The sequence below is a fragment of the Flavobacterium sp. WC2416 genome (assembly GCF_041200095.1).
GTDB lineage: Bacteria > Bacteroidota > Bacteroidia > Flavobacteriales > Flavobacteriaceae > Flavobacterium.
Genome location: NZ_CP165626.1, coordinates 1,345,306 through 1,371,770 on the forward strand (window position 1 = coordinate 1,345,306; position 26,465 = coordinate 1,371,770).

The window sequence follows — 26,465 nt, forward strand, 5'->3', positions numbered from 1 at the left end:
CTTTTATTTTATTTTTTTAGGTTTGCCCCATCAATTTAAAAAACAGAAACATTTAATAAATGTGGATAAATTAAGTAACATGCAAACACCAACTAAAATAGTTTTACTAGTTTCAATCTTATTAATAACTCTGTGTTCTTGTACTAACGATAACGGGAATGACAACCAAGCTCTTTTATTAAAAAAGATTGTTGAAGTTGCTGTTGATGGATCTTCGAAAGCAACATTTATTGCTTATGAAGCTAATAAAATTGTGAGTATTGATAAAGTTGGTGAATTTTCAACGTTTTATTATACAGGAGATTTAATTACTAAAATTACTGTGTTAAATAAATCAACCCAAAATCAAAATACGTTGGAATATGTATACTCTGATAATAAATTAGTAAAAATTATTTCTTCAGATAATTATACGTTGAATTATATTCACAACACAGATGGTACAGTTTCTTATGAAAAACTAACAAAGGATTCAAATGCTAATGAGGTTAGAAGTAATCACGGAACTTTATATTTTCAAAATGGAAACCTTATCAAAGATGAAAAAGTTTTAGATAATGTGGGGACAGGAGTTTTGGCAGTTAATAAAATGGAGGTTACTTATGATTATAAAAATAACGCATTGCTTAATATTTTAGGATTTAGTAAACTGTTAGATTATTCTAAATTTATTTCTTCAAATAATGATATTAGTAGTATGGAAACATCATCAGTTAAATATGTAAATGAAGATCAAGCTATTTCAGCTGTCAAAATGAACACCAATAAATATAAATATAATTCGAATGACTATCCTACGGAAATAGTTTCTGAAAATGAAATGTTTGGAGGACATAATGCGAATCATTTAAAGTCGCAATTATTTTATAATTAATGAACATTATAAAAAACAACAAATAAAATTCATCTTCCAAGAAGTAGGTTGTTTTAATTCTAGAATTTGTAGTAGCGAACTGATGATTTTTTAAATAAAATAGGATTGTTTTTAACTCGTAAATTCCCAAATTCATTACTTATATACTGTTTTTTCAAGGCTATTAATAAGTAGTTAATCCGAAAAATAAGGATTGTAACGATGAATTTTGTAGCTTTTATTTTATTTTTTTAGGTTTGATATTGGTAAAGCCCTATGCGTCGACCCTATTAGATTTATTATAATGAGAAAAGGAAAAATTTTATTTGGGGTGGTGTCAATTTTTTTATTGATTCTTTTTTCATGTTCAAAAGATAATAGTGACAACATAAAGTTACTTAAAAAATTAGTTGAAACTTCATCTGATGGTACATCAAATACGACTTTGTTTACTTATAAAGGAAATGAAATTGTAAATGCAGATAATGAAAAACAACATGTTGATTATACATATACGAATGGCTTAATCACTAAGATAATTACGAAGACGAAGGTAAATCAAAGTAGTACTTCCTTAGAATTCACTTATGATAAGGACAAATTAGTGGGTATAAAATCATCAGACAATTACTCAATTAAATTCACGCATAAGTCCGATGAAACGGTTTCTTATCAAAAAACAACTTTGAGTTCTCAGAATGAAGAGGTTAAGGTTTGTCATGGTGTTTTGTTTTTCAAAAATAAAAACTTGATTAAAGACAAAAGAACGCTTGATGATACTGAACCAGGGATTACTTCAAATTACGACCTGAGTTATGAATATGACTTAAAAAACAATCCCTTTTATAACATATTGGGCTTTGATAAGTTGCTGAATCAAAACGATTTAATTTCTATAAATAATAGCCAGATAGGTATTGTGGAAGCAACAATTACAAATGCAGAAGATCAAATCACATCATCGGCTAATTTTTACAAGAGCTCTTTTAAATATGATAAAGAAGGATATCCTACTGAAAAAGTTGCTGAATCAGTGATGCCATCTGATGGGAAATCAGGGTATTTAAAAACTGAATATTTCTACAAATAAAACAGAATAAAAAAGATTGAATTATAATAAAAAACTCAATGGTCTTGATTAAAAGACAATTGAGTTTTTTTGTGCAAAAAATAGTGTTAAATGTTTTTTATTTACTTTATTTATATAAAAAATAAATATGAAAAAATCAGCTTTAGTACTAGTGGTTTTTATGACATTATTGTTTTCATGTTCAAGTGATTCTTCTGGGAGTGATTCGCCAGTTGTAGTTGCGCCTTCTGCATTAGTAAAGAAAATTACTACATCTGATTCAGCAGGTAAAGTATTAGTCACAACAACCTTTTCTTATGATGGGAATAAAATTGTAAGTGAGTCTTGGAAGCAAAATAGTTTTAGTATGGGGACGGACGTTGGCTATAGTTATAGAATGGACTATACTTATACAGGAAATTTAATAACTAACATTAAGGTTAATAATATATTTGGAGTACCCGAAAAATTAGTAATGAGTACTAACTTTGTTTATGATAGCAATGAAAATTTAATTTCATCGATAAGGGAACAATATTTTGATTCATTTAAAATGATTTTCAAGGTGTTGTATACCAAAATTGATAATAATACTCAGGAGTTTAAAATGTTTACAACAGATTCCAGAGACAATATTGAAAATTCATCTGCAAGTGTTAAGATTGTTTTTGATGCGAATAGAAATATTATTAAAATGGGTTCTATAGATGGAACTAACACGTATTCTAGTTTTGAATATGATTTGAAATCCAATCCCAAAAAAAATATTTTAGGATTTAATAAAATGATATACTTTGATTTGCCACCAAATTTTAGTGTTATTTATTCAAAACCACATTTAGATCGATCTAACACTGTTTTAAAAACAAATATTTCGGGGTATTATCCAACAACCAATCAATATACCTACAATACTAATGGATATCCTATTGAAAGAAAAGAATATTATGAATATAATGGTGATAAACTCAATGCTATTTTTCAATATTTCTATGAGTAAACAATTTAGTTTGTAAAACCATATAAAACTACCCTTTCAACTATAAAACGTTAAAAGGGTTTTTTAATACTATTTTTTTAAATAATGAAAAATGAACTAAACCGTGTTTAAGTCACTAAAATTATTCAAATTTGTAGTAAATTAGAATGATGCAATTCAGAACCCAAATACCTATTCCTAAAAGTAATTCCCTCCTTGATTATAATTCAAAGGTGATTTCTTTAGGTTCTTGTTTTGCAGTCAATATGGCGGAGAAACTAGATTATTATCAGTTTCAAAACAGTTGTAATCCTTTTGGGATTATTTTCAATCCTGTTTCTATTGAAAAATTAGTTCGGTTAGTGGTTTCAGAAAAACAATTTACGGAGGAGGTGGTTTTCTTTCATAACGAACGTTGGCATTGTTTCGATGTTCATTCGGATTTAAGTTCCAATAGTAAAGAAAAGCTATTAATGACTTTAAATACTATTCTAAAAACTATAAAACAGCAATTAAAGGAAGCTTCTCATATTATTATTACCTACGGAACTTCTTGGGTTTATCGTGCTACAGAAAGCAATGAAATAGTAGCGAATTGTCATAAAGTACCGCAAAAACAATTCGCCAAAGAGTTACTTTCGATACATACAATTAAAGAAAGTATTTCTAACACTATTCAGTTAATTCAATCCATTAATCCAGAAGCAAAATTTATTTTTACCGTTTCGCCAGTGCGTCACATTAAGGATGGTTTTGTAGATAATCAACTAAGTAAAGCGCATTTAATAAGTGCGCTACATGCAACTTTTGACTTTCGACTTTCGGCTGTTACTTATTTCCCGAGTTACGAAATCATGATGGATGAACTGCGTGATTATCGCTTTTACACAGAGGATATGTTACATCCAAGCGCATTGGCGGTTGATTATATTTGGGAGCGTTTTAAAGAAACAAATATTGCCGAAACAGCTTACGAAACAATGGATGCCGTTGCGACCATTCAAAAATCATTACAACATCGAGCTTTTAATCCAGCATCTGAAAGTCATCAAAAATTTGAATCCAATTTGCAAGCTAAAATCAGCAAAATGGTTTCCCAATATTCATTCATGAAATTTTAATTATGTTAAAAAGACTATTCGTTTTTATAGGTTTAATAGTAACAGTGGTGCTGTTATTCAAGTTTTGTGAATTTAAAAAAGCAGATGATGCTACAACTATAGATGGCGCTGGTTTGATTCAGCAGCAAATTGTAAACGTAGGAAAACTGGTTGTTACTGAAGGGCATTATTCTGAAGTGATAACCTATAAAAACCAAGAGAAATACTTGATGGGAATGTTTTCTTTTGATAAAAAAGCATTGATTGTCGTAAATGCAGATGTGACAGTGGCTTACGATTTACACAAAATGAAATACGATATTGATGAGAAAAACAAAACAATCTCGATTGTTTATATCCCTAAAGAAGAAATAAAAATTAGTCCTGATATCAAGTTTTATGATGTAGAACAAAGCAAGCTGAACCCTTTTACGGGTGATGATTATAACAAAATCAACAAGTCAGTAAAAGCTAATTTAGCTAAGAAAATGGAAACTTCCACATTAAAATCTAATGCTCAAAATCGCTTAATTAGTGAATTGTCTAAGATCCTTATTACAACCAGTAATTTAGGTTGGACTTTAAAATACGAAGGCAAAGTAATTGAAAGCGATAAAGATTTAAGTCAGCAAATAAAGTTGTAAAAGAAAAAGCCACGAATTTAATTATAAAGTGAAAGCCACGAATTCACTAATTTCTATTATAATTATCTCAAAGTAGATAACCGCAAGTCCGCTAAAATAATTTGCGAATTTGTGTTCGTTTTTTTTTTAATCTGCCTCTACAATAGTCAGTTTTAATTATAAAGTGAAATCCACGAATTCACTAATTTCTATTATAATTATCTCAAAATAGATAACCGCAAGTCCGCTAAAATAATTTGCGAATTTGCGGTTATCTATTTACAATACGAATCAACTTTAATCAGTGCATTCGTGGCTAAAATTTTATGCTTTTGCCTTCTCAAAAATCAAGTCCAATCCTCCAGTAATCAAATGCGCCACTTCGGGTCTGGCAAGTTTTAATTGTTCGAGATGTGCCAATACTTCATCCAATAGTGGAGCATCATTGCGGTCTTTTAAAAGCTCCACAATCTCAACCGAAAGTAACCAATCTTTTGGGTGATTTACTTTTAATTTATGAAAAATAGGACTAAGCGAAGCGTAGATGTCATGTGTCTCCCTGATAATTCTAACAGTTTGGTATAAAATTTCTAAATCATCGCGCTCTGCAGTATGTGTCGCTTTAATGGTGGTGCTAGATGGTAAATGGGTAATCAAATCAAAACTATTCACATCGGCAGGACCAGAGAAAGCCGAAACTACTTTTTTACCCACCGCCATATCATAAACACCCCAATCGGGTTGGAATAAAATCGTTTCACCATGCGTCACCGTACAGTTTTTAAAACGAATCAAGATAATCTCACCTTGTAGGTTTCTAGAACCCGTTACAATTTCGCCTTCCACAGTGATACCGCCTTCAAACTCTAGTTTAACGGCTTTGGATTCTATAATGTCATAGGCATGCAAGTCCTTCGGACTCATATCTTCTATCGCTAAGTTAATTCCTTCCAGTTTTCCTATTGGACTACCAAAACCTTCGGCATGAGTCAAAGTACCATGGCCTACTAATTCTTTTTCGCGGGAAGCCAAAGCTGTTTTTCCAATTGTTTGTATGTAAATCGGTTTCCCTTCATCAGCAATTACTTTGGTAAAAACACCCGAAATTTGCAATCCCGTGCTCAATTCAATCGTTCCCAAAGCGCCCGAGTGAATCAATTTCTCAATTCCAGACAAGCCGCCTGTGCGCAATGCCATTTTATTCGCAAATTCTTCCAAAACCAAATTCAAATACGCAAAAGTTGGCGTAACATACAATTGGGGTTGTAGTTTTGTAATGTCAAAACTTTGGTAGGCTGCTGAGATATCGTAAGGGATTTTCTTCACTTGATCCGTCATGCAGTAAGCACTTTCACCAATAGACGACAACAATCCTGCACCGTAAATCTTTGGATTTTCTACCGTTCCTATCAAGCCATATTCCACAGTCCACCAGTGTAGGTTGCGTATTTGAGCCATTTCAGACAGTTCGCCCATGTTGTTTTGCAAGTCTTCGACTGCTTTTTCGGCAGCGTCAATCGTAGCTTGTGGCGTACCTTCGGCTTCTTTGACGATGGATAAAAGTCGGATTGCCTCATACATTTGATAATCCTTGTCCGATGAAATCGCTTTGCATCCTATTTCTCCAAAACGGCGCAAATATTCCGCATATTCTGGATTGGCAATAATAGGCGCGTGACCGGCACCTTCATGAATAATATCGGGAGCAGGCGTGTATTCAATATGTTCCAGTTGGCGAATATCCGAGGCAATTACCAAAACGTTATACGCTTGAAATTCCATAAAAGCATTGGGCGGAATAAACCCATCCACGGCAACAGCAGCCCAACCTATTTCGGTCAAAATGCGGTTCATACCGTACATACTCGGGATATTGTCAATCTCAATTCCTGTTTTCTTCAACCCTTCCAGATACGAGCTATGCGCCACTTGAGCAAGATAATCCACGTTTTTACGCATCACATAGCGCCAAACCGCTTGATTGATAGGCGTATAATCGCTATAATCCTGAGGTTTAATAAATTGCTTTAAATGTTTGGGTAATCGGTCTAATAACGGATTACTTTCTATAATTGAGTTCATTTCGAAATCGTTGTAGTTATCATGCAAAAGTACGAATTCTTGAAGCCATTTCCCGCTTTTCATTGCAAGTTTTTGTCCAGCCGTTTGTTTTTCCATAGTTTATAAAAGAGCTTCCTCTGGTCGCTTTTTATAAACAGGAAAACCTAAAAAAACGGCTTGTACAAAAAGCTTTCCATTTCAGTCGGGGCTAGGGGAGTTGTGGTAAAATGTTTGTTTATTGATTCCTGTCCTGCAAGGTTTTTTTGAACCTTGTAGGTTTATTTTCATTCCAATCAATGAAGAATTCCAATAATAAGTAAACGTGCAGCAAGTCATTGCGAGGAACGACGCAATCACACTAAAACTCTTTTACAAACAAATTCTACATTCTTTTTCATTCCGACGAAGGTGACTCGAGCGTTAGGGAACAGACGAAGTAAATCACATCCAGAACCAATGTGTATTTGTATGAAATTTATCTTTTATTAAGACGAGCCACACGAAAGGATTCGTGCGGCAGCCTTTAGATTTGTTCTTTGAAAAATCATTAAATTTAAATTAACAACCAAACTGACAAAGTGAACCATTCGCGCCGCAAAGTTTTAGACTTATCCCCCGATTAGGACTTTGTCAGTTTGTATTGAACAAGCATCAAATAGTAATTCAGGTTTTTAGGCCTATTATCAAGGTTATGAGTGTGTTCAATAAACTGGTTGCTAATCTTTAAAACATTTTCTTATGAACAAATTTAAACATTTTTTAGGCATTGACGTATCCAAAGAATATTTTGATGCTGTTGTGATTTTGAATGGAGATAAACAAAACACCATCCATAATCAATTTGTAAATGATTACAAAGGAATCCAAGCACTTCGCAAATGGTTGAAAGAGCAAAATGCTACTTTTGAAAACACATTGATTTGTTTAGAACACACTGGCATGTATGGAAAGTTACTTATCAAGTATTTGATGGTATTTAAGTTTGATCTTTGGGTAGAAATGTCGTTGAAAATTATTCGAAGTATTGGTGTTCAGAGAGGTAAAAACGACAAAATTGATGCTGAAAGAATAGCTTATTATGCCATGAAGAATGTTGACGAAGCAGTTCTGTACAAAGCTCCTAGAAAAGAAGTTGATAAAATCAGAAACTTATTGTCTTTAAGAGAAAAGCTAGTGATTACAAAAGCTTCGTTGTTACGTAATGTAAGAGAACTTAAGTCATTTGATTTAGAAGTGGCTAAACTCTCAGAAAAACTCCAAAAAAGTACAATTAAAGGAATTGAAACAGATTTGCAAAAAATAGAAAAACAATTAGACAAAATAATCAACGAAGATGAAAATCTTTCTAGAATATTTAAAATATCGACATCGGTTACAGGCGTTGGAAAAGTAACAACTTTATTCTTAATTTGTTTTACAAATGAATTTACAATGTATATCACTCCTCGCCAATTGGCTTGTTATGCAGGCGTTGTACCTTTTGAACACACTTCAGGAAAAAGTGTACGTTCAAAACCAAAAGTCCATTATATGGCAAATAAAAAATTAAAAAAACAGTTGCATATGTGTGCGTTATCTGCAATCACAAGTGATCCAGAGTTGAAAATTTATTATAGCCGAAAAGTACAAGAAGGAAAAAGCAAAATGCTCGTAATTAACAATGTAAGAAACAAACTCATACATCGTCTTTGCGCATGTATTAAGGAAAACAGAACCTTTGAAAAAAGACAAATAGCTTAAGATCAATTAAATAAATTTTTCTTTTGATAGGGAAGAAGTAGTAAAAACTTTTTCCCCTTCGCAAGACTTATTGTTTGTTTTCAACACAAAGTTATTGAATTATTCACAAAAAATAAATGAAAATTTTATGAATTATTATTTGCTTAAACCATAGTAATCGGGGGGGAGGATAGAACTGTTCGCTGCGGCGAATGTCATCACATGAACCAATTAAATTTAATATATTCTCTTTAGGATTGTAGTTGTAATAATAATGAACCACACGAAAGGATTAACTTCGGTGAATTTCATTTTGTGCAGTAGCGGTGGAATATTCTAATTTAATTTCAGCAAATCCCATATGTAAAATGAAGGCATTATTATCGCTAATTTACCTCCTGTATTGTCAGAATGTGTTCCACTAACAATTCCTACTAATATTGTTCTATCTAAAGCACCAATTTCTACCATTTTACTTATTGATAGATATAATCCTGAACCACTTGCTCCTTGAATACTAGATTTGTCTAAGTAAAATACCGAACACTTTTTATTTTTTCCATAATAAGAAAAAGTTTGGGTTATTAATCCACTAGCATAATTACTTTTAAAGGATAATGCTGAAAAGTGTTCCAATATTAAATCAGTTACTGGATAACCCAGAAAAGTCAGTTCAAATTCTTTCCATAATAGTGTTTTTTCATCACTGATTAATGTTGAAGGAAATGAGGAATTGATAAATCTATTTTTTATATCTAAATTGTAAGGTATTAGTTCCATGATTGCAATATCAGCAATTTGATGAAATTGCCAATTCATTTTTTGATTTAGAGATACTAAATCGATTACCGCTGGCTGATCGTTATTTATTCTAAAAATAATTTTTGAAGTATTTTTTAATTCTTTAGCAACATGGGCAGCAGTCAATAAGAAATATTTGTTTTTGTATTCGATAATAGTTCCTGTACCGTTAGTTCCAGTCGAATCATTAATTTGTTGGTATAACATTACAGTCATATCAGAAACCTCATCTAATGAAAATTTTATTTTAGATTGTGCAAAACTGTGATTTATTATCAGAAATATTATGATGATGTATAATCGCTTCATTTTAATCGTTGTAAGTTAAAAAGTAAAGTTAGTCTTCTAAACCAATTAAATCAATGTTTAGTTATATAATTTATTTCTGAAAAATCTTATTAATTAAAAGTATTTTTTAATTGCTTATAATTTGGTATACAGTTTTGTAATTATAAAACTATTTTAATTTACTTCTAAAATAAACTATCTTTACTCTATTAAATAATTATGGTTATGAATATTGAAGCGCATAAAAACCAGTTGATTAAGAAATTAATTGATGTTCAAGATGAAACACTTTTGGATAAAATTGATGCTATTTTAAATAGCGATTCTATTGTCGCTCTAACATTAGATGGAGAATCTTTAACCAAATCAGAATACATTGCGCATATTGAATCAATAAGTCAATCCGTTGCTGATGGTGCTGAAACCTATACTTCTGAGCAAGTTCGTACTTCTATTTTATCTAAAAAGGAATGACTGTAGTTTGGTCAAAAGAAGCAAAAGACTCCCTTTCTAAAATCTATTATTATATTTTGGAAGACAGTCCTCAAAATGCTGAAATGGTTTTGGATAAAATAATAGCATTAGCAGAATCTCTTCATGATTCTCGTTATGAATTTGCCATAGAGCCAATTATCAATAAAGAAAGATTTCGGCATATTAGCATTTGGTCTTACAAAATCATTTATGAGCGCAAATTAGATTTTGTCTTGATTATTGATATCTTCAACGGAAAACAAAATCCCAATCGGTTGAATAAGTATTAAAAAAAAATCCGCAACATTACTGTTACGGATTTCGATATTTATAAAAAACTACTATTTTTTAATTTACTTCAAAAAGTAGCACTTGCGTTTTCTGTTTGTCCGAGAAATTATTATCGGATACAAAAAGTAAGGATTGCTTGCCATTGGCTAGTTTTGGTCCAAAAGTAATTCCTTCGATATTATCCGTAAAAATTTCTAAATCGTCCATGTTCAAGAGCAGTTTTTTGGAGGCCAATTGAATGCCTTGATTTTGTAAGGAAGCAATATCTTTTACATTGGTCGCTTTGGTAAAATCACATAAATACACTTTTATCGTGCAGGCTTGTTTTCCAGTAGAGTAGGAGCGCTCCACAATCAAGAGTTGGTTTTTACTGTAATACTGTATCGAGGAAATTCCGTTTACGGCAAAGCCAGTATGTGGGTTGGGTTCATGTGCAATCGGATCGAGAAGGTAACCGTATTGCGCCGTGTTTTTTCTCGATTTTGTATCAAATTCAAACAGACGAATCATTCCGCCTTTGGTAGTTGTAGCTTCGGTGTCGTCTTCGTACAGCGGTTCTTCCACGTTCGTGTACACTTTGCTGTAGTCTTTGTTGAAGGTTATTCCTTCGAGAACACCATTGCTACGTGGTCCTTTTTCCTCTTTTTGCATGTTGAGGTTGGTGGGTAAACTAAAGTCGTTGACGAAATTTCCGTTTAAGTCGGCTGTTTGCAACGAAGGATTTTGCAAGACCACAAAATCTTTGGCAATCACTCGAGCCCCTTCGCTACTCCAAACCACTGACTTCGTTTTGGGGTTGTAACGCATTTCTTCAGGATCGATAGATTGAGACGGTTTTGTCTCCCAATTACTGTATTTGGCTCCAGCTTCATTTTTTAAAGTAACCACATTCTCAAAAGCAATATTTTTGATGGTATCTGAATCCAAATGAATTTTGGCAGTATAAAAACGGGCATCATTATAAATGGATCTATCGTCAGAAATGAAATAATACAAATCATTTTTGGCATCATAATCAATACTGGATAAGCCGCCTATAACGGTGTTTTTAAATTCTTGATTGAAAGGCACTTCAGTGGAGTTGATGAAGTGTAAGGTTGGGCTGCCGTTTGCTGTTTCTGTAGGTTTTACACTCGAACAGGATATAAAAGCAAGTTGTAAAAAAGCTAAAAATAATAATTTGCGCATGAAGTGTTATTTAGAATTTAAAAGATCTCCTTTTTGTCCAGCATCTCTGAAATAGTTAATCTTATAATTGAACATCTCAGCCATGTTTTTGGCGCGTAGTTTGGCTTCCTCAGCAATAGTTCCTGTAAATAAGGAGTCTACTGTGGCAATGAAAATTTCCATCCAGCGGTCAAAATGGACTTTGTCCACTGGTAAATGTTTGTGCGGAGGAAAAGGACTTCCGGAATAGGTGTGTACTTCTAGTAAAATAGTTTGCCAAAAGCGGTACATTTTTTCCAAATGTTCAGGCCAGCGGTTGCCTATTTTTTGATTGAAAATAGGACCTATGAAATCGTCTTTTTGCACTTTAGCGTAAAAGGTATCTACCAGTAATTTAATATCGTCTAGGGTAGTTATGTCTGTTTGTATGGTCATAATTGGGTATAAAAAAAGCCTACACAAAGGTAGGCCATTTCTAGTATATACGGTTTAAGCTATTGTTATTTTGGTGGGAATTGTGATAAAATTTTAGCAACAAACTCATTGATTTGACTTTCTTTTTTGTCTCTATTTTCAGTTAAATAACCCACGCCTTCACCTTCCCAAACCAATTCTTTTTTCTTGGCATCAATTAAGTCGATGTATAATGTTCCTTCAGTAGAAGAGGTAACATAGGTACGTCCTCCCCATAAGTAAGGATTCCAACCGTAACCCCAGCCATAACCCCAACCTGCATTGTACTGGTTAACGTCTAGTTTTTCTCTTTCTTTAGTCAAAATGTTGATTAGCAAATCTGGATTTTCACTTTTAGTCATTCCTTTTTTGCTGAGTTCCGCATCAATGGCACGAAGTATTCTTTTTTTATCCAGTTCAGAAACCTGTACTCTATCAATTCCGCTTTTTTGAAAAGCATAAGTTTTAAATTGACTAAAATCTACATTTTTATCATAATCAGAATTGACTCTGATAGAGCTACAAGCGCCCAAAACGAAAAGAAAAAGTACGGGAAGAAGTTTTATTGCTTTCATGGTGTGATTATTTGATTAATATGGGTTTACTAAAGTTACGATCAAATTTTTAAAAATCCAATAAACTATCGTCAACTATATTAGGGATGGTCACTTTTAATAAAGGTTGCGTTTCCATAGCCCTTTTTATTGCAAAGATAGCCCCTTCATTACGCGCCCAACTTCTTCTTGATATTCCGTTATTGACATCCCAGAAAAGCATTGAGGCTAAGCGTCTTGAAGCTTCTTTAGAACCATCAAGAACCATACCAAAACCACCGTTAATTACCTCTCCCCAGCCTACGCCACCACCATTGTGAATAGATACCCAAGTAGCACCTCGAAAACTGTCTCCAATTACGTTTTGGATGGCCATATCAGCAGTAAAACGAGATCCGTCATAAATATTGGAGGTTTCTCTATAAGGCGAATCCGTTCCCGAAACATCATGATGATCTCTTCCTAGTACTACAGTTCCTATTGAACCTTTGGCTATAGCCTGATTAAAAGCTTCGGCGATTTTTACACGACCTTCGGCATCAGCATAAAGAATTCTAGCTTGTGAACCCACCACGAGTTTATTGGCTTGAGCCCCTTTGATCCATTTGATATTATCCTGCATTTGTTGCTGAATTTCAATAGGAGCCGTTTTTGCCATTTCTTCCAGCACAGCGCAAGCAATATCATCTGTTTTTTGTAAATCTTCTGTTTTTCCTGAAGCACAAACCCAACGGAATGGTCCAAAACCATAATCAAAACACATAGGTCCCATGATGTCTTGTACATAACTAGGATACCTAAAATCAATGTGATTCTCAGCCATAATATCCGCACCTGAGCGGGACGCTTCTAGTAAAAAAGCATTTCCATAATCAAAGAAATAAGTTCCTTTGGCGGTATGTTTATTAATAGCAGTCGTATGTCGACGTAACGTTTTTTGTACTTTTTCCTTAAATAAATCAGGATTATTAGCCATCATATCATTCGCTTCTTCAAACGTGATTCCAATAGGATAATAACCACCTGCCCAAGGATTGTGCAATGATGTTTGATCACTTCCTAAATCAATATGGATGTTTTCTTGGTCAAATTTTTCCCATACATCCACCACATTTCCTAGGTAGGCAATAGAGACTACTTCTTTATTGGCTTTCGCCAAAGCGACTCTGCTTACCAATTCATCCAAATCTTCGATGACTTCGTTAATCCAACCTTGACTGTGACGGATGTGCGTGATTTTTGGGTTGACCTCGGCACATACGGTGATGCAACCCGCAATATTTCCTGCCTTGGGTTGAGCGCCACTCATTCCGCCTAATCCAGAGGTTACAAATAATCCCCCTTCTGGCGTTTTTTTTATTTTTCTAAAACCATTCAAAACTGTAATCGTCGTTCCATGTACAATTCCTTGCGGACCGATGTACATATAACTTCCAGCGGTCATTTGGCCGTATTGCGATACACCTAAAGCATTCATCTTTTCCCAATCATCCGGTTGAGAATAATTAGGGATTACCATACCATTTGTCACCACCACTCTTGGAGCTGCTGCATGTGAAGGGAATAAACCCATAGGATGACCAGAATACATGGTTAAAGTCTGGTCTTCTGTCATTTCCGACAGGTATTTCATGGTCAAAAGGTACTGTGCCCAGTTTTGAAAAACGGCTCCGTTACCACCATAAGTAATTAATTCATGGGGATGCTGCGCTACGGCATAATCCAGATTGTTCTGAATCATTAACATTATAGCTTTTGCTTGTTCGCATTGTCCAGGATATTCATTGATGGGACGCGCACGCATTTCATAATCAGGGCGCAAACGGTACATGTATATGCGTCCGTAAGTTTCTAATTCGGCTTTGAATTCAGTGATTAGTTCCGCATGATGTTTGGCATCAAAATAGCGTAGGGCATTACGAAGCGCTAATTTTTTTTCTTCGGCTGACAGTATTTCTTTTCGCTTTGGAGCATGATTTATATTTGTCTCATAGGGTTTAGGTTGTGGCAATAGCGTAGGTATTCCTTGTTGGATTTGTTCTTGAAAAGTCATTTTTTTAATTTAAAGATTGAAAAATTTAAAGATTGAAAAAGTGATAATTGCTAAAATTAGAATACTCTAATTTTAAATTAGCACATTTTCTATTTAAAAAAAGTGACTATGGATAACGAATATCCGACCTGTGATAGGATTTGTAGATGGTAATCCTAAATTTTTGAAAGCAAATATCCATTTATTTTGTTGAGTTGAATTTGTGATTGAGCATTGAACACTGCTTACTTTTTAATAGTTCCCGTTTTTTTATCAAATCCGTAGGGACAATGACGACAACCACTCTTACAGCAATAGCCTCTTTTTAAGTGGTGTTTTTCAGTGAAGCATTTATAACCTTCTGTGGTATAATAAAAATCTTCCCCTTCAATTAATTCAGTATTCTTATTTGGGTTAATCATTTTAGTCGTATTCTGTTGAAATGTATTTTAAATTTCTAAGTTCAAAGAGAACTCAAACGATTGAGTTTTTCTTTAAAAGAAACTATTTTACCAATACAAATTTATACATTTTATAATGATTGTATTCTCTTAGTGCTAAATAATTAATAATGATGAGCGATCATTTTAGTTGATTTTTTGTTTTTTAGTTAACCACTTCTACTTTTTTGTATTGATTATAAATTTTAGGGCTATAAAAAAAGCCACTCAATTAAGTGGCTTTTTAAAAATTAATAAATTATTTTCTTTGAAATGACTTCATCATTATCTAATGTTATCTTGAGTATCAATCCTGAATTTGTTTTGTTTAGCTGATTTAAGAGTTGAGTTGCAGCATTCACTTTTTTGTAGCTATCAATTTTTCTTCCTAATAAGTCATATACCAAGATGGTTTTTATAAGTACTGTGTCTGATTGTACAGTTACTCCATTATTGACGATTACTTTTATACCATTTTTTAAATTAAAGTCTGTAGTTCCTAATGTTTTGGATGTCATAGAACTAAAATGGAGAACAAAGCGGTCATTAAAGGTGCCTTCGGGAAGTTCAACTTCATACATTGTATTCTTTATAGAATTGTAAGTATTAGTTTCCTTGTCAAAAATATATACATTTTGACTTTCGTCAAAATTTTCTAAAGAGTCTATATTAAAAGAAATTTTCCCGGCAACTTCGTTTCGTATACCAATTGGATATGATGCATTAGTATCAAAATAGCCTTCACCCTCAATTGCTAATTCATTTTCTTTATTTAATAGATACATATCACTAGGAGAGTCGTCAATGTTCAGAAGCATCGTACCCATCGTTAATTTCACTATTTGCTTTTTCATCCATAAATGCTAACAATACTTGTCTATGGAAATTTTGGTTATAATAATTATACCCTAATCGTACTCTTTTGTAATTGTCTTTTTCAAGCGTAGCATTACTGTTATCAGTCCAATGGGCTTCATATCCTTTTTGGTTTTCAGGAATTTTATAAGTGGTTTGTGAAACTCCTATTTCATCCTCTTTATGAAAATCTCTTTGGCTGTTGTTGTATATTACGTTACCACCAGACCCTATTTTACCATTAATAAAGAAAGCTTGGCCCACAGGGATAAATTGATTTGGAGCAGCTTTGCTTGTTGCTCCAGAACCACTAATAAAATTAACGCCTACTGAACTTGGTGCAACACCGCCCGATAAATTTCGGATTCCATAACCGCCTTGGTAACTTCCTAAATTATGACTAACATTGGTTGCATAATGCTCCCAGAAATAGAGTGCACCATCAATAGCGGGATTGGATGTTGAGGTTTCAATAGATCCTATATTATCATTTATAAACTTATTTGCATCTAATGCTGATGGGTAGGGATTCCCTGTAAGTAATAATTGATCGGCTCCAACTGTATTTGTAATGGTTCCATTATTTGGTTTTCCCACGAAGGTAAGGTTTTGCGTAGCTGTTGCAGCTCCACTTCCTTTTAGCGTAAATCCTTTACCAGCTTGTAAAGTACCTGTTTCAAAAAGTTGATTCCAATTATAATAGTCATTGGCTAAGTTATCAAATTTGTAAATCCAATAACGCGCTAAACTAATTGGCGTTGTTGGAGCTCCATCATACCCTCCAATCCAATTGATAGCTACGAGTGAAGCTGGATTAGTTCCATCTTTTAGTACTGTACCTACAGTAAAAGGGGTATTATTAGCTGAATTGTTTATGGTTCCTACAGGGGAACTCCAATAATTATAATTGTATTTATTAGCCTGTCCTTGTTGGTCTCTTTCAATTGAACCAGAACTTGTAACATCTAAATCACTTCCTAATTTTTGTACGAGTTGTGAGCGACCTACTAAATCAATTTTACCGTCTAATTTTAAATAATGAGAAACTTCTATTTTAGTTCCGTCTGTTTGTAATCCACCAGTTGTTGTTGCAGTTAAAGTACTTCCTGTTCCTACACCTACATATAACCCTAATACAGTTTTGTTTCCTTGAGAAGTGATATTGTGAGTCATTTTTACAATATTCCAGTCTATAGTTTTAGTAGGGTCTTCAATAGAAGTGCTATTGGGTAAATCTTGCACAAGATTGTTTAACCATGTCCCAGGAGTTTGCCATAAACCATTGGCTTGAGATTCGTAAGGTAAAGGAGCTGTTTGTCGGTCTACCGTTTTTAAATTTCTTAAAGCTGCTGTTAAATTATAACTTGATTTGTCTTTTGCATTGGTGTACGTATAAGTTGACATTGGATAATAAGCATTTAGATTAGTCCATGGAATGCTACTTATATCATTTAACGTAATGGTGTTTGGTATAATTGCACCATTTGTTAAAGTGCTATTGCTTAAAATTTCTTGATTCATAACATAGCGGAATTGGGCATCATTTAATGCTATTTTCCAAATACGGACTTCATCAATTGAGCCATTAAAATAGGAAGTAGTATTTACTCCATCAGCGGCGGCAATTAAAAAAGATTGTGTATTAGTGGGTACATTTGGAATTGTAGCACTATTTTTTGTTATTCCATCCACATATATTTTAGCAACTGTACCATTATAAATAACACCTATGTGATGCCAAACACCAGCAGGTATAACTGAGCTTGATGTGATAGTATATTTTGTTGCACCAACGATCCAACTCATTTCTGCTTTTCCAGCTGTATTTATGCCTAAGTCATAACCAGTTGTAAAACCATTATCTCTTTTAGAAAGAATTGTTTTGTTTACCGAATTTCTATTTACCCAAGCAGAAACTGTAAAAGAGGTATTTAAGTTTAAAACTTTTCCTGCATCCATATAATCGGTTGTTCCGTTGAATTTCACACATCGCTCAAAAGTTTTTTCGGGAGCAAACCCAAAAGTGATGTATTTAGTACCGTCAAAATCATAAGTTGTTTCTAGATTAGAACCGTTTTCAGTCATTACTCTATATTCAGCAGTGGGGTCAAAATTAGGGGTATTTGAAATGAACATAAGGTAATCACCAGGAGGTGTTAAAGTAGCTGAAAGCATGATTGTGGGTATCGATACTTTTACAGTAGGAACATTTCCACCAGTTTCGACTACTTTCCAAGTTCTCCCAACTGATATAAAACTTACATTAGTTGTTAGAGTTGATGGTGTTGTTATTCCAGAACTAATATTTATAGTAACTTCTGGCTGTGCTGCCAATGTACCATGGTTATTACCCCAAACCAAAAACTTCTTATCAGAGTCAAAAGTATTTGTGTTATTTGTATTTATATCTAATAAATCACCCAATCCCATACTAATATCTTGCGTAGGGTTTTCGGTTTTTGATTGTTTTTGATTTAAAATGGATTGGTCATCTCTACCAATTCCAGCAATATCGTAATTGTATCCACTGTTACTTGTAAAGTTCCAAATGATATTCCCTGCAGTATCTATATAATTTACATCACAAAGATCATCAGTGGTTGTACTTCCAGTTGCGTGCAAAGTAACCCCATTTTTAATGGCTAAATAAGATTGTATTTTTTGTTGGTCTAAAGCTATTCTTGGGGTAGAGTAACTTATTACTTCGGTCATTCTACCATCTAAATAAGTATTGAAAAGACTTCCACCTACTAAAAATCCATTCAATGTAAATCGACCTACTCCTAATTGAAATACGGAATTATTATATTCTGAGAAGTTTAATGGAGTTCCTGTTCCAGAGGTTCCATTTGTAGCTGTATGATTGTCTATTTTTTTTCCGTTCAAATAGATTTCAGTAGTATTTGAGTTCGATTTTACATTCAAAATCATTACGTTGCCACTAGTTGCGTTACTTGGAGAAGGAGGAGCATAAGATCTTCCGTACGAATCAGTTGAGGCAGGTGTCCCGTTTGGCGAATAAACACCTATCATATGTGATATTAGATTATCACTATTAAATCTTGACGAGATTCTTCCCAAACCTAATCCCGTTCCGTCTTGACCAAAATTATCTGGAGTAATTCTTCCAGATATTAATTCTTGGGAGTTGTTTGTTGTCTTATCAGAAGGAGCATTGGTTTTTACAACAATAAAGTAATCCTGTGACCAGTAACCGCCTTTTCCTTTTAGAACATTACTAGCACTTCTTGAGAAATCGATAACAGGATTAAAGTTGATATTTCGAGTGGCATCATTTCTATATTTTGGTGCAAAAGAGCTGTAACCATTGGCATTGTTATTGAAAGCTTGATCACTCCATTGTGTTATAGCAGTATTATTAACGGTAGTACTTGTTCCTGTATTTGCTTTTAGCCAAAGTTTTAAATTCGAGTTGATATTTCCAGGTCCGTTAATAGGGTTTTTAGGTGATGTTATAAATTCTCCTTTTAGGATTAAATTATCTATGGCTACGCCTTCATCTTTAGTTGAATTATTTGTGCCAAAGTTGATTCTAAAGCGTAGTGATGTTTGGTTGTTTAAAGCAACAACATCTGATGCAGATATAGATGCTTCAATAAATTTTGATGGACTCGCAGCTGTTTCTGTATTTTGTCCAGACCATCCGTGGACATTGTTCGCTATACCATTAACATCATTATCATTGTACCAGTTGTTACCTTGGCCTTGATTACCTAATCTAGTCCATCCTGTAAGTCCTGTCGCATCAGTGGTGTATTCAATGTTCATACCGTCATTTCCTGATTCCGTTTTATATCGAATATCAATATAAAGCTTTACGGTATTAAATCCAGTTGTAGAGTAAACGGGACTTGTTAATCTAGTAAAAGAATTATCTGAATAAGTGCTGTATGGTGTTATACTCCAATAGCTACCTTCACCAACAATAGGATTAGCATTATAGACCCATGATCCATTTTTACCTGTATTTGTAGTGGAGCTCCAGTTTCCGTTGTTACTATCAAAATTTTCATATACAATAGTATGTGATTGTGCATTAGTAAATAGAGAAAATAAAATAAAACCAAATACGTAAAAGGCCTTATTCATAGAAAGTAATTTTTTTGTCATATTTCTTCGTGGCAAAGTAATTTGTGACTTGTTTTTGTTTTTTGGAAATTAACGGTCCTACTTAATCAGGTCATTAATTATTTGTTATTTAGCCTCTTATGTAGGAGAAATAATTTGCAAATGTAAAATATTTTTTTTGTTTATTGATTTATTTTATAACATGGTTTGTTTTTTTTAAAATTGATAATTTGTAATTGAATTCTAATTTAATTTACGTTTTTTTTTAAAGTTTAGTTTTATAAAATTTTGATTATTTTGCAATCAGTATAACTCTTATTTTTTAATTGAAAGCGAATGTATCTAGTAGTTACCAAATATTTAATACCCAAAGGATTTTCCGGATTAACCGCATTTCCTTTTATTTTTATAAAACACCATGTTGATAAAGAAAATCTTGTTTTTATCAATCACGAAAAAATACATTTGAGACAACAAAAAGAATTATTAATACTTCCTTTTTTTGTATGTTATTTTTTGGAATATTTGGTTCGTTTGATTCAATTTAAGAATCGAAATTTGGCCTATAGGAATATTAGTTTTGAAAGAGAAGCTTATGCTAATGAATCGGATTTGAATTATTTAAAAAACAGATCCTTTTATGAATTCACAAAATATTTATTCATCAACTGAGTTTGATACTTCTATTTTAAAGATATAACTAAACATCTTTTTTGTTTTGTTTTTACATTTTTACAAATGTAAGATAATACATCTTTTTATATTAAAAAGATGTATTTAAACGATTTATTTTACCTATTATCGTCATTTTATCCTATTTCAAAATTATTTTTTAGTAACTTTAATAAAGTCTTCTAAAGTTAATCAGTTTGTAGAGAAATCTTTTGATTTTATTTTTACATTTTCAATAATTAGAATTCTTTTTTAACAAGAAATTAGTGTAATATATTAAAATACAATTATTTATGAGCTCAAAAATACTTAGGAATACAACAGTGATTATTATTGGGTTTTTATTTTTGCATGATTCTAATGCCCAAATGTTTGTTAGCCCAAATAGTTCTGTTTTTGTAAATAACGAAGTTGTTTTTATAAAAAATGAATTGGAATTAAAAGGGGCTACTAGTAATTTTTATTTAAGGAAAGATGCTCAATTGCTACAAGGGACTACAGCAGCAAGTGCTAATAAAGGATTAGGAACTTTATCTGTTTTTCAAGAAGGAACAACTAATAATTTTCAATATAATTACTGGTGTTCACCAGTAGGAGGAAGTAGTGCAACAGTTGGAAATACAGCTTTTGGAATTACACAACTAATGGATGTAGTAGATTTGACAAATAGTAATTCATCGACTATATTGCCATCAAATAATTATAATGGTGCCTCTTCCCCTTTAGCAATTGCTCCATATTGGATATGGAAACTGCCTGCCAATTCCACTTCAAACTGGGTTTATGTAGGTTCAGGTTCCACTTTAAATACGGGTGAAGGTTTTACAATGAAGGGAACATCAGGGATTAATTCCATTACTGTAAATGGTGTGCAAAATAATTCAGGTAGTAAACAACGTTATGATTTTAGGGGTAAACCTAATGATGGTACTATCTCTATACCTGTTGTTCATGAAGAATTAACATTAACAGGGAATCCATATCCATCTGCAATAGATTTAGCTGCTTTTTTAACTAATGCAACAAATTCTACTGGTATTGCTTATTTTTGGGAACAAGATAAAACAGTAAATTCTCATTATATAGCTGATTATAAGGGGGGGTACGGTGCTTATTCTCCGCTAGGTGGATCTGGAAATGGAGTGTATACTCCAGCTACTTTTTATTCGTATGATGGTTCTGGAAATGAAGTAATATCAACTGGTTCTGGAGTAGTTTATGGGAGACGTTTCTCACCAGTAGGCCAGGGTTTTATGATTGAAGGTAAGGTTAATGGAATTGTCGAAATGAAAAATAGTTACAGAGTTTATGTAAAAGAAGGTGCTTCAAATTCATCTGAGTTCGAAAAGAATGCCAATATCCCTAAAACAGTAAAAAGCAATTCGTTTTTATCTACCATACAATCAGTTTCAGGATTTGATTATACGACAATTAATACAACTCCTCCGTCACAAATTAGATTAAATACATTGTTGAATGGACAGGGTGTTCGTCAAATGGTTCTTGCATTTGTCCCTGAAGCTACTGATGGTGTAGATCATGCCATGGATGCTTTATCAACGAGTGATAATGATCAAGCAGATATTTATTTTGTATTAAATGAGAATGAATATATTATAGATGCGGTACAATTTGGTATAGATAAAAAAATCCCTTTAGGATTTAAAAATCAAGCACAAGCCAATTATAAAATTTCAGTCAAAGAAATTATAAACTTCACAGAAATAGAAAATGTTTATTTGCATGATAAAACTTCCGATTCTTATTTTGATATCAAAAATAGTTTTTATGAGGTAGACTTGCCTGCGGGTGTTAATAATACCCAATTTGAAATCACCTTCAAAAATGGATCAACTTTAGGGGTAGAGGATGTAAACAAAGAAAAATTTTTGATGTATCAAAATAATAAAACTAAAAGCCTAACACTTAGTAACCCTTTGCAAAAGGAATTAGTGTCTTGTAGTTTATATGATGTTTTAGGAAAACTCATTTTTAATAAAAAAGACCTAGGGACTAATACTACTTATAGTTTTACAACAGCAAACCTAAGTGATGGAATTTATTTTGCGAAGTTAGCTACAAATGAAAACGCGATTTTCAATCAGAAAATTATAATTAAAAATTAGTTTGTTTTTTATGATTCTAAAAAATGCAATCAGTAACTGATTGCATTTTTTTGTTGTATATAAATTTTACCTTTGTAAAAAAAAAGATTGAATCAACACCTGACCATATCGTTTCCAAATTCGATTACCGTTTCTATAAAACGGGAAGATCTTATTCATCCTTTTGTATCAGGAAATAAATTCAGGAAGTTAAAATACAATTTGCTTCAAGCAAAAAAAGAGCATAAAGATACATTGCTCACGTTTGGAGGAGCTTATTCGAATCATATTGCTGCAGTTGCTTATGCAGGTCAAGAAAATGGATTTCGGACAATAGGAATTATTCGTGGCGATGAATTAGAAAGTAAAATTGCAGAAAATCCAACATTGCAATTTGCTAAAAACTGTGGTATGGAATTTAAATTTGTTTCTAGAGAAGAATACCGAAACAAGCAAGAAACATTGTTTTTAGAAACTTTAAAAAGTATTTACGGAAACTTTTACCTTATTCCTGAAGGAGGTACTAATGAATTGGCAATAAAAGGATGTCAGGAAATTTTAACTCCTGTGGATAGTCAATTTGATTACATTTGTTGTTCAGTGGGAACTGGTGGTACTATTTCAGGTATTATAAATAGCGCACTTCCTCATCAAAAAGTTTTAGGATTTCCCGCTTTAAAAGGAGACTTTTTAAAAGATGAAATTCGTATTTTTGCGCAGAATAAAAATTGGGAACTAATTGCGGACTATCATTTTGGTGGTTACGGTAAAATTAATGAAGAACTGATTGCTTTTATAAACCAGTTTTATCAAGAAAATAAAATTCCATTAGATCCTATTTATACTGGAAAGATGGTTTTTGGCGTTATGGATAGGATTGCTACAAATCATTTTCCTTCGCACTCCAAAATTTTATTGATTCACACTGGTGGAATTCAAGGAATACAGGGAATGAATTTGAAATTAAAAAAGAAAAAATTACCAACACTAGATATCCATGTTTAAAAAAATCGTACTCCTTTTTATAATTATAACGTTAATAAGTTGTAACGCTACAAAATCTCCAATTGTAACCACCAAAGCAGTTTCTCAAAGTAATAAAAAGCCAGTTGTTCGTACTTCTAAAAAGAAAATTATTGCAAAACCCATAGCTGAAAAGAAAGTACTTCAAGAAAAGAGAGAAAACGAAAAGAGAGCACAAGAAGATGAAATAATCGAATCCACTTCAAGAACGGTTGTTTCTAATGATGTTATAGGAAATTATATTTCTCAATATAAAGATATTGCCATGAATAATATGAAAGTTTATGGAATTCCAGCGAGTATTATTCTGGCTCAGGGAATTTTGGAATCTGGTGCAGGAAGAGGAGATTTAGCAGTAACAGCAAATAATCATTTTGGAATTAAATGCCATGTAGATTGGACGGGAGAAAGTGTTAGGCATGATGATGATTCCAGTCAAGAATGTTTTAGAAAATACAAAGAACCAGCTGAATCATTTAAAGATCACGCCTTGTTTTTGACAGGGAGAAGTAGGTATTCCAGTTTGTTTGCCTTGTCAAAATCAGATTATCAAGCTTGGGCGAAAGGACTTAGAAGAGCAGGTTATGCTACAGATCCTAGATACCCTGAAAAGCTAATATCTTATATTGAACGCTATAATTTAGGGCAATATGATTCACAAGTTTTAGGAATCAACTATACACGAACAGAAAATCAACCTATAAAAATAGCTAGTGTAAATACACAGTCTGGTGATTATTATGAAGTGCAAAAAGGAGACACTTTGTACTCTATTTCTAGGAAATACAACTTACTAGTTACCGACTTAAAACTAAAAAATAATCTGTCAGAAAATACAATCTCCATTGGACAAAAACTGAGAGTAAATTAAATTATCATAATTTCACATTTAGAATTTATACAAAAAAATGATATATAAAAGAAGTAGTCAGCTTTTTGCTGAAGCAGAAAAAGTAATACCTGGTGGTGTAAACTCACCAGTAAGAGCATTTAAAGCGGTAGGAGGAACTCCAATTTTTGTAAAAAGTGCTAAAGGAGCCTATTTATACGATGAAGACGGAAATCGTTTAATTGATTACATTAATTCATGGGGGCCAATGATTTTGGGACATGCTTTTGAACCAGTTGTACAAGCAGTAATTGAGAAAGCTAAACTAGGAACCTCTTTTGGAATGCCTACCGAATTAGAAACTCAAATTGCAGCCTTAGCTGTTGCAATGGTGCCCAATATTGATAAAATACGTTTTGTAAATTCAGGAACCGAAGCTTGTATGAGCGCCGTAAGACTAGCTCGTGGATTTACAAAAAGAGATAAAATAGTAAAATTTGCTGGTTGTTATCACGGCCATTCTGATTCATTTTTGATTCAGGCAGGAAGTGGTGCAATTACTTTCGGTAGTCCTAATAGTCCCGGAGTTACGGAAGGAACTGCCAAGGATACTTTATTGGCTAATTACAATGATTTAGAAAACGTAAAGACTTTAATTGAGGCCAATGAAAATGAAATTGCAGCAATTATTGTAGAACCTGTTGCAGGAAACATGGGTTGTATTCCTCCAAATAAAGGGTTTCTTGAAGGATTAAGAACACTTTGTACTGCTAATGGAATTCTACTTATTTTTGATGAGGTAATGACCGGATTCCGATTAGCAAGAGGTGGAGTTCAAGAACTTTTTAATGTGGATGCTGATATTGTTTGTTTCGGAAAAGTAATCGGTGGAGGTTTACCAGTGGGTGCTTTTGCAGCTCGCGAAGAAATAATGAATTACTTAGCGCCTTTAGGACCTGTTTATCAAGCAGGAACCTTATCAGGAAATCCACTTGCTATGGCCGCAGGTTTAGCCATGTTGCAAACATTAAACAATGATAACGCTATTTTTCAAAGATTAGCTGATAAAACAGCCTACTTACATGAAGGTATAGAAAAGGTTTTGAAAGCTAATAATGTTGTTTTTACAATCAATAGAATTGGTTCGATGATTTCAGTACATTTTGATGCGAGACCAGTTGTTGATCTTAAAACGGCAGGGAACGGTGACAATGAAACTTTTAAGAAATTCTTCCACGGATTATTAAATGAAGGGGTTTATATTGCGCCTTCAGCGTATGAAACTTGGTTTATTACGGATGCACTTTCATATGAAGATTTGGATTTTACGATTCAAGCCGTTGACAAAGTTGCTAAAACTTTTTAATACAAAAAAAAACTCTCGGCATTAACCGAGAGTTTTTTTTAAAATTATTTTTTCATTTCTTCTTTTGTGTTTCTTTCATGCATCCCTCTTCTTTGATGCATTCCTTTTCTATGATGATGGTTCTTTTTCATAGCATCCCATTTTTCAAATTGCTCCGGAGATAATATGTTTTTCATTTTTGCTTTCATAGCAATTTGTTCGTCTAACATTTTGTTTTTCATGGCAAAACGTTCGTCACTAGTCATCTCTTTCTTATCTGCCTTATGAGCCTCTCTCATAGCTTCTCTTTTTTTGCTTTGTTCCATAATGACTTGTTTCATTTGATCTTGCTGTTTTACATTTAAATCCAGTTCTAATGTCATTTTTTTCAACATTAGCTGATTTCGTTGTTCAGGAGTTAATTTTTCCATCTCAGCTCTATGTTGTTTTTTTTCCATTCCTTTAGAGTCTTGTGCAAAGCTTGTCATACTAACAACCAATAATGCAGCAATAAGTAATTTTTTCATTTTTATTATTTTTAAGTTATAGTAATAAGACAGGGATACCTTTCAAAGGTTTAATCCTTAACAAAAGTTTAATAAAAGCTAAAATTTATTTGATATTTTTAAAAATAGTAAGCTAT

General features: G+C 32.9%; 23 protein-coding genes. 13 read left to right on the forward strand and 10 right to left on the reverse strand.

All coding sequences use genetic code 11. The annotated features are described in order from the left end of the window. Positions 1-79: 79 nt before the first annotated feature. The 5 genes from AB3G39_RS05640 to AB3G39_RS05660 all read left to right on the forward strand — a co-directional run bounded on the left by AB3G39_RS05640 (position 80) and on the right by AB3G39_RS05660 (position 4,645). Positions 80-874 (forward strand): hypothetical protein, encoded by a 795-nt coding sequence (locus tag AB3G39_RS05640; RefSeq protein WP_367754939.1) that lies wholly within the window; start codon positions 80-82, stop codon positions 872-874. A gap of 283 nt (positions 875-1,157) precedes the next feature. After that, positions 1,158-1,943: a hypothetical protein gene (locus tag AB3G39_RS05645; RefSeq protein WP_369766207.1), complete on the forward strand. Its 786-nt coding sequence runs from the start codon at positions 1,158-1,160 to the stop codon at positions 1,941-1,943. A 127-nt stretch (positions 1,944-2,070) separates the two neighbouring features. Beyond that, positions 2,071-2,922, forward strand: a complete 852-nt coding sequence (locus tag AB3G39_RS05650; RefSeq protein ID WP_369766208.1) for a hypothetical protein — start codon at positions 2,071-2,073, stop codon at positions 2,920-2,922. 149 nt (positions 2,923-3,071) lie between these two features. Beyond that, positions 3,072-4,022: a GSCFA domain-containing protein gene (locus AB3G39_RS05655; RefSeq protein WP_369766262.1), complete on the forward strand. Its 951-nt coding sequence runs from the start codon at positions 3,072-3,074 to the stop codon at positions 4,020-4,022. 2 nt (positions 4,023-4,024) lie between these two features. Then, entirely contained in the window at positions 4,025-4,645 is a 621-nt protein-coding gene (locus AB3G39_RS05660; protein ID WP_367771832.1) for a DUF4230 domain-containing protein, read from the forward strand. A gap of 303 nt (positions 4,646-4,948) precedes the next feature. On the opposite strand, the gene AB3G39_RS05665 is transcribed toward AB3G39_RS05660, so the two are convergent. Next, positions 4,949-6,706 (reverse strand): aromatic amino acid hydroxylase, encoded by a 1,758-nt coding sequence (locus AB3G39_RS05665; RefSeq protein ID WP_369766263.1) that lies wholly within the window; start codon positions 6,704-6,706, stop codon positions 4,949-4,951. A 717-nt stretch (positions 6,707-7,423) separates the two neighbouring features. Here AB3G39_RS05665 and AB3G39_RS05670 point away from each other — a divergent pair. Continuing rightward, on the forward strand, positions 7,424-8,425 hold the full coding sequence (locus tag AB3G39_RS05670; RefSeq protein WP_369765230.1) for an IS110 family transposase: 1,002 nt from the start codon (positions 7,424-7,426) through the stop codon (positions 8,423-8,425). 315 nt (positions 8,426-8,740) lie between these two features. Here the strand turns inward: AB3G39_RS05670 and AB3G39_RS05675 are convergent, their stop codons facing one another. After that, positions 8,741-9,514, reverse strand: coding sequence for a hypothetical protein (locus AB3G39_RS05675; protein ID WP_367771829.1), 774 nt, complete (start codon positions 9,512-9,514; stop codon positions 8,741-8,743). A gap of 204 nt (positions 9,515-9,718) precedes the next feature. On the opposite strand from AB3G39_RS05675, the gene AB3G39_RS05680 reads away from it, so the two are divergent. Both AB3G39_RS05680 and AB3G39_RS05685 read left to right on the forward strand, forming a co-directional pair. After that, positions 9,719-9,967 (forward strand): hypothetical protein, encoded by a 249-nt coding sequence (locus tag AB3G39_RS05680; protein WP_367771826.1) that lies wholly within the window; start codon positions 9,719-9,721, stop codon positions 9,965-9,967. Beyond that, positions 9,964-10,257 (forward strand): type II toxin-antitoxin system RelE/ParE family toxin, encoded by a 294-nt coding sequence (locus tag AB3G39_RS05685; protein WP_367771824.1) that lies wholly within the window; start codon positions 9,964-9,966, stop codon positions 10,255-10,257. The genes AB3G39_RS05680 and AB3G39_RS05685 overlap by 4 nt, the downstream gene beginning before the upstream one ends. A gap of 58 nt (positions 10,258-10,315) precedes the next feature. Here the strand turns inward: AB3G39_RS05685 and AB3G39_RS05690 are convergent, their stop codons facing one another. The 7 genes from AB3G39_RS05690 to AB3G39_RS05720 all read right to left on the reverse strand — a co-directional run bounded on the left by AB3G39_RS05690 (position 10,316) and on the right by AB3G39_RS05720 (position 19,869). Beyond that, positions 10,316-11,446 carry an esterase-like activity of phytase family protein gene (locus AB3G39_RS05690; RefSeq protein ID WP_369752482.1) on the reverse strand — a complete coding sequence of 377 codons (1,131 nt, stop codon included), beginning with the start codon at positions 11,444-11,446 and terminating at the stop codon, positions 10,316-10,318. 6 nt (positions 11,447-11,452) lie between these two features. Continuing rightward, positions 11,453-11,860 (reverse strand): group III truncated hemoglobin, encoded by a 408-nt coding sequence (locus AB3G39_RS05695; RefSeq protein ID WP_367771818.1) that lies wholly within the window; start codon positions 11,858-11,860, stop codon positions 11,453-11,455. Between the two features lie 65 nt (positions 11,861-11,925). Further along, positions 11,926-12,453 carry a DUF4136 domain-containing protein gene (locus AB3G39_RS05700; protein WP_367771816.1) on the reverse strand — a complete coding sequence of 176 codons (528 nt, stop codon included), beginning with the start codon at positions 12,451-12,453 and terminating at the stop codon, positions 11,926-11,928. A gap of 49 nt (positions 12,454-12,502) precedes the next feature. Next, positions 12,503-14,485 carry a urocanate hydratase gene (locus AB3G39_RS05705; RefSeq protein ID WP_369769736.1) on the reverse strand — a complete coding sequence of 661 codons (1,983 nt, stop codon included), beginning with the start codon at positions 14,483-14,485 and terminating at the stop codon, positions 12,503-12,505. A gap of 224 nt (positions 14,486-14,709) precedes the next feature. Next, positions 14,710-14,886, reverse strand: a complete 177-nt coding sequence (locus AB3G39_RS05710) for a DUF5522 domain-containing protein (protein ID WP_367771810.1) — start codon at positions 14,884-14,886, stop codon at positions 14,710-14,712. A 269-nt stretch (positions 14,887-15,155) separates the two neighbouring features. After that, complete coding sequence (locus tag AB3G39_RS05715) at positions 15,156-15,758, reverse strand: hypothetical protein (protein ID WP_369769737.1); 603 nt, start codon at positions 15,756-15,758, stop codon at positions 15,156-15,158. Next, a complete protein-coding gene (locus AB3G39_RS05720; RefSeq protein WP_369769738.1) occupies positions 15,706-19,869 on the reverse strand; it encodes a LamG-like jellyroll fold domain-containing protein in 4,164 nt (1,387 codons plus the stop codon). Before AB3G39_RS05720 ends, AB3G39_RS05715 begins: the two co-directional genes overlap by 53 nt. A gap of 315 nt (positions 19,870-20,184) precedes the next feature. On the opposite strand from AB3G39_RS05720, the gene AB3G39_RS05725 reads away from it, so the two are divergent. The 5 genes from AB3G39_RS05725 to hemL all read left to right on the forward strand — a co-directional run bounded on the left by AB3G39_RS05725 (position 20,185) and on the right by hemL (position 25,843). Further along, positions 20,185-20,520 carry a hypothetical protein gene (locus AB3G39_RS05725; RefSeq protein WP_369766213.1) on the forward strand — a complete coding sequence of 112 codons (336 nt, stop codon included), beginning with the start codon at positions 20,185-20,187 and terminating at the stop codon, positions 20,518-20,520. Between the two features lie 293 nt (positions 20,521-20,813). Further along, the gene (locus tag AB3G39_RS05730; protein ID WP_367771800.1) at positions 20,814-22,646 is read left to right on the forward strand and encodes a T9SS type A sorting domain-containing protein; all 1,833 of its coding nucleotides are present in this window, start codon (positions 20,814-20,816) and stop codon (positions 22,644-22,646) included. A gap of 87 nt (positions 22,647-22,733) precedes the next feature. Continuing rightward, positions 22,734-23,630, forward strand: a complete 897-nt coding sequence (locus AB3G39_RS05735; protein ID WP_367771797.1) for a 1-aminocyclopropane-1-carboxylate deaminase/D-cysteine desulfhydrase — start codon at positions 22,734-22,736, stop codon at positions 23,628-23,630. Next, positions 23,623-24,519 (forward strand): glucosaminidase domain-containing protein, encoded by an 897-nt coding sequence (locus AB3G39_RS05740; RefSeq protein ID WP_367771794.1) that lies wholly within the window; start codon positions 23,623-23,625, stop codon positions 24,517-24,519. The genes AB3G39_RS05735 and AB3G39_RS05740 overlap by 8 nt, the downstream gene beginning before the upstream one ends. A gap of 37 nt (positions 24,520-24,556) precedes the next feature. Further along, positions 24,557-25,843 carry a glutamate-1-semialdehyde 2,1-aminomutase gene (hemL, locus tag AB3G39_RS05745; RefSeq protein ID WP_369766214.1) on the forward strand — a complete coding sequence of 429 codons (1,287 nt, stop codon included), beginning with the start codon at positions 24,557-24,559 and terminating at the stop codon, positions 25,841-25,843. A gap of 44 nt (positions 25,844-25,887) precedes the next feature. Here hemL and AB3G39_RS05750 read toward each other — a convergent pair whose 3' ends face one another. Continuing rightward, positions 25,888-26,349: a hypothetical protein gene (locus tag AB3G39_RS05750; RefSeq protein ID WP_369766215.1), complete on the reverse strand. Its 462-nt coding sequence runs from the start codon at positions 26,347-26,349 to the stop codon at positions 25,888-25,890. Between the last annotated feature and the right edge of the window lie 116 nt (positions 26,350-26,465).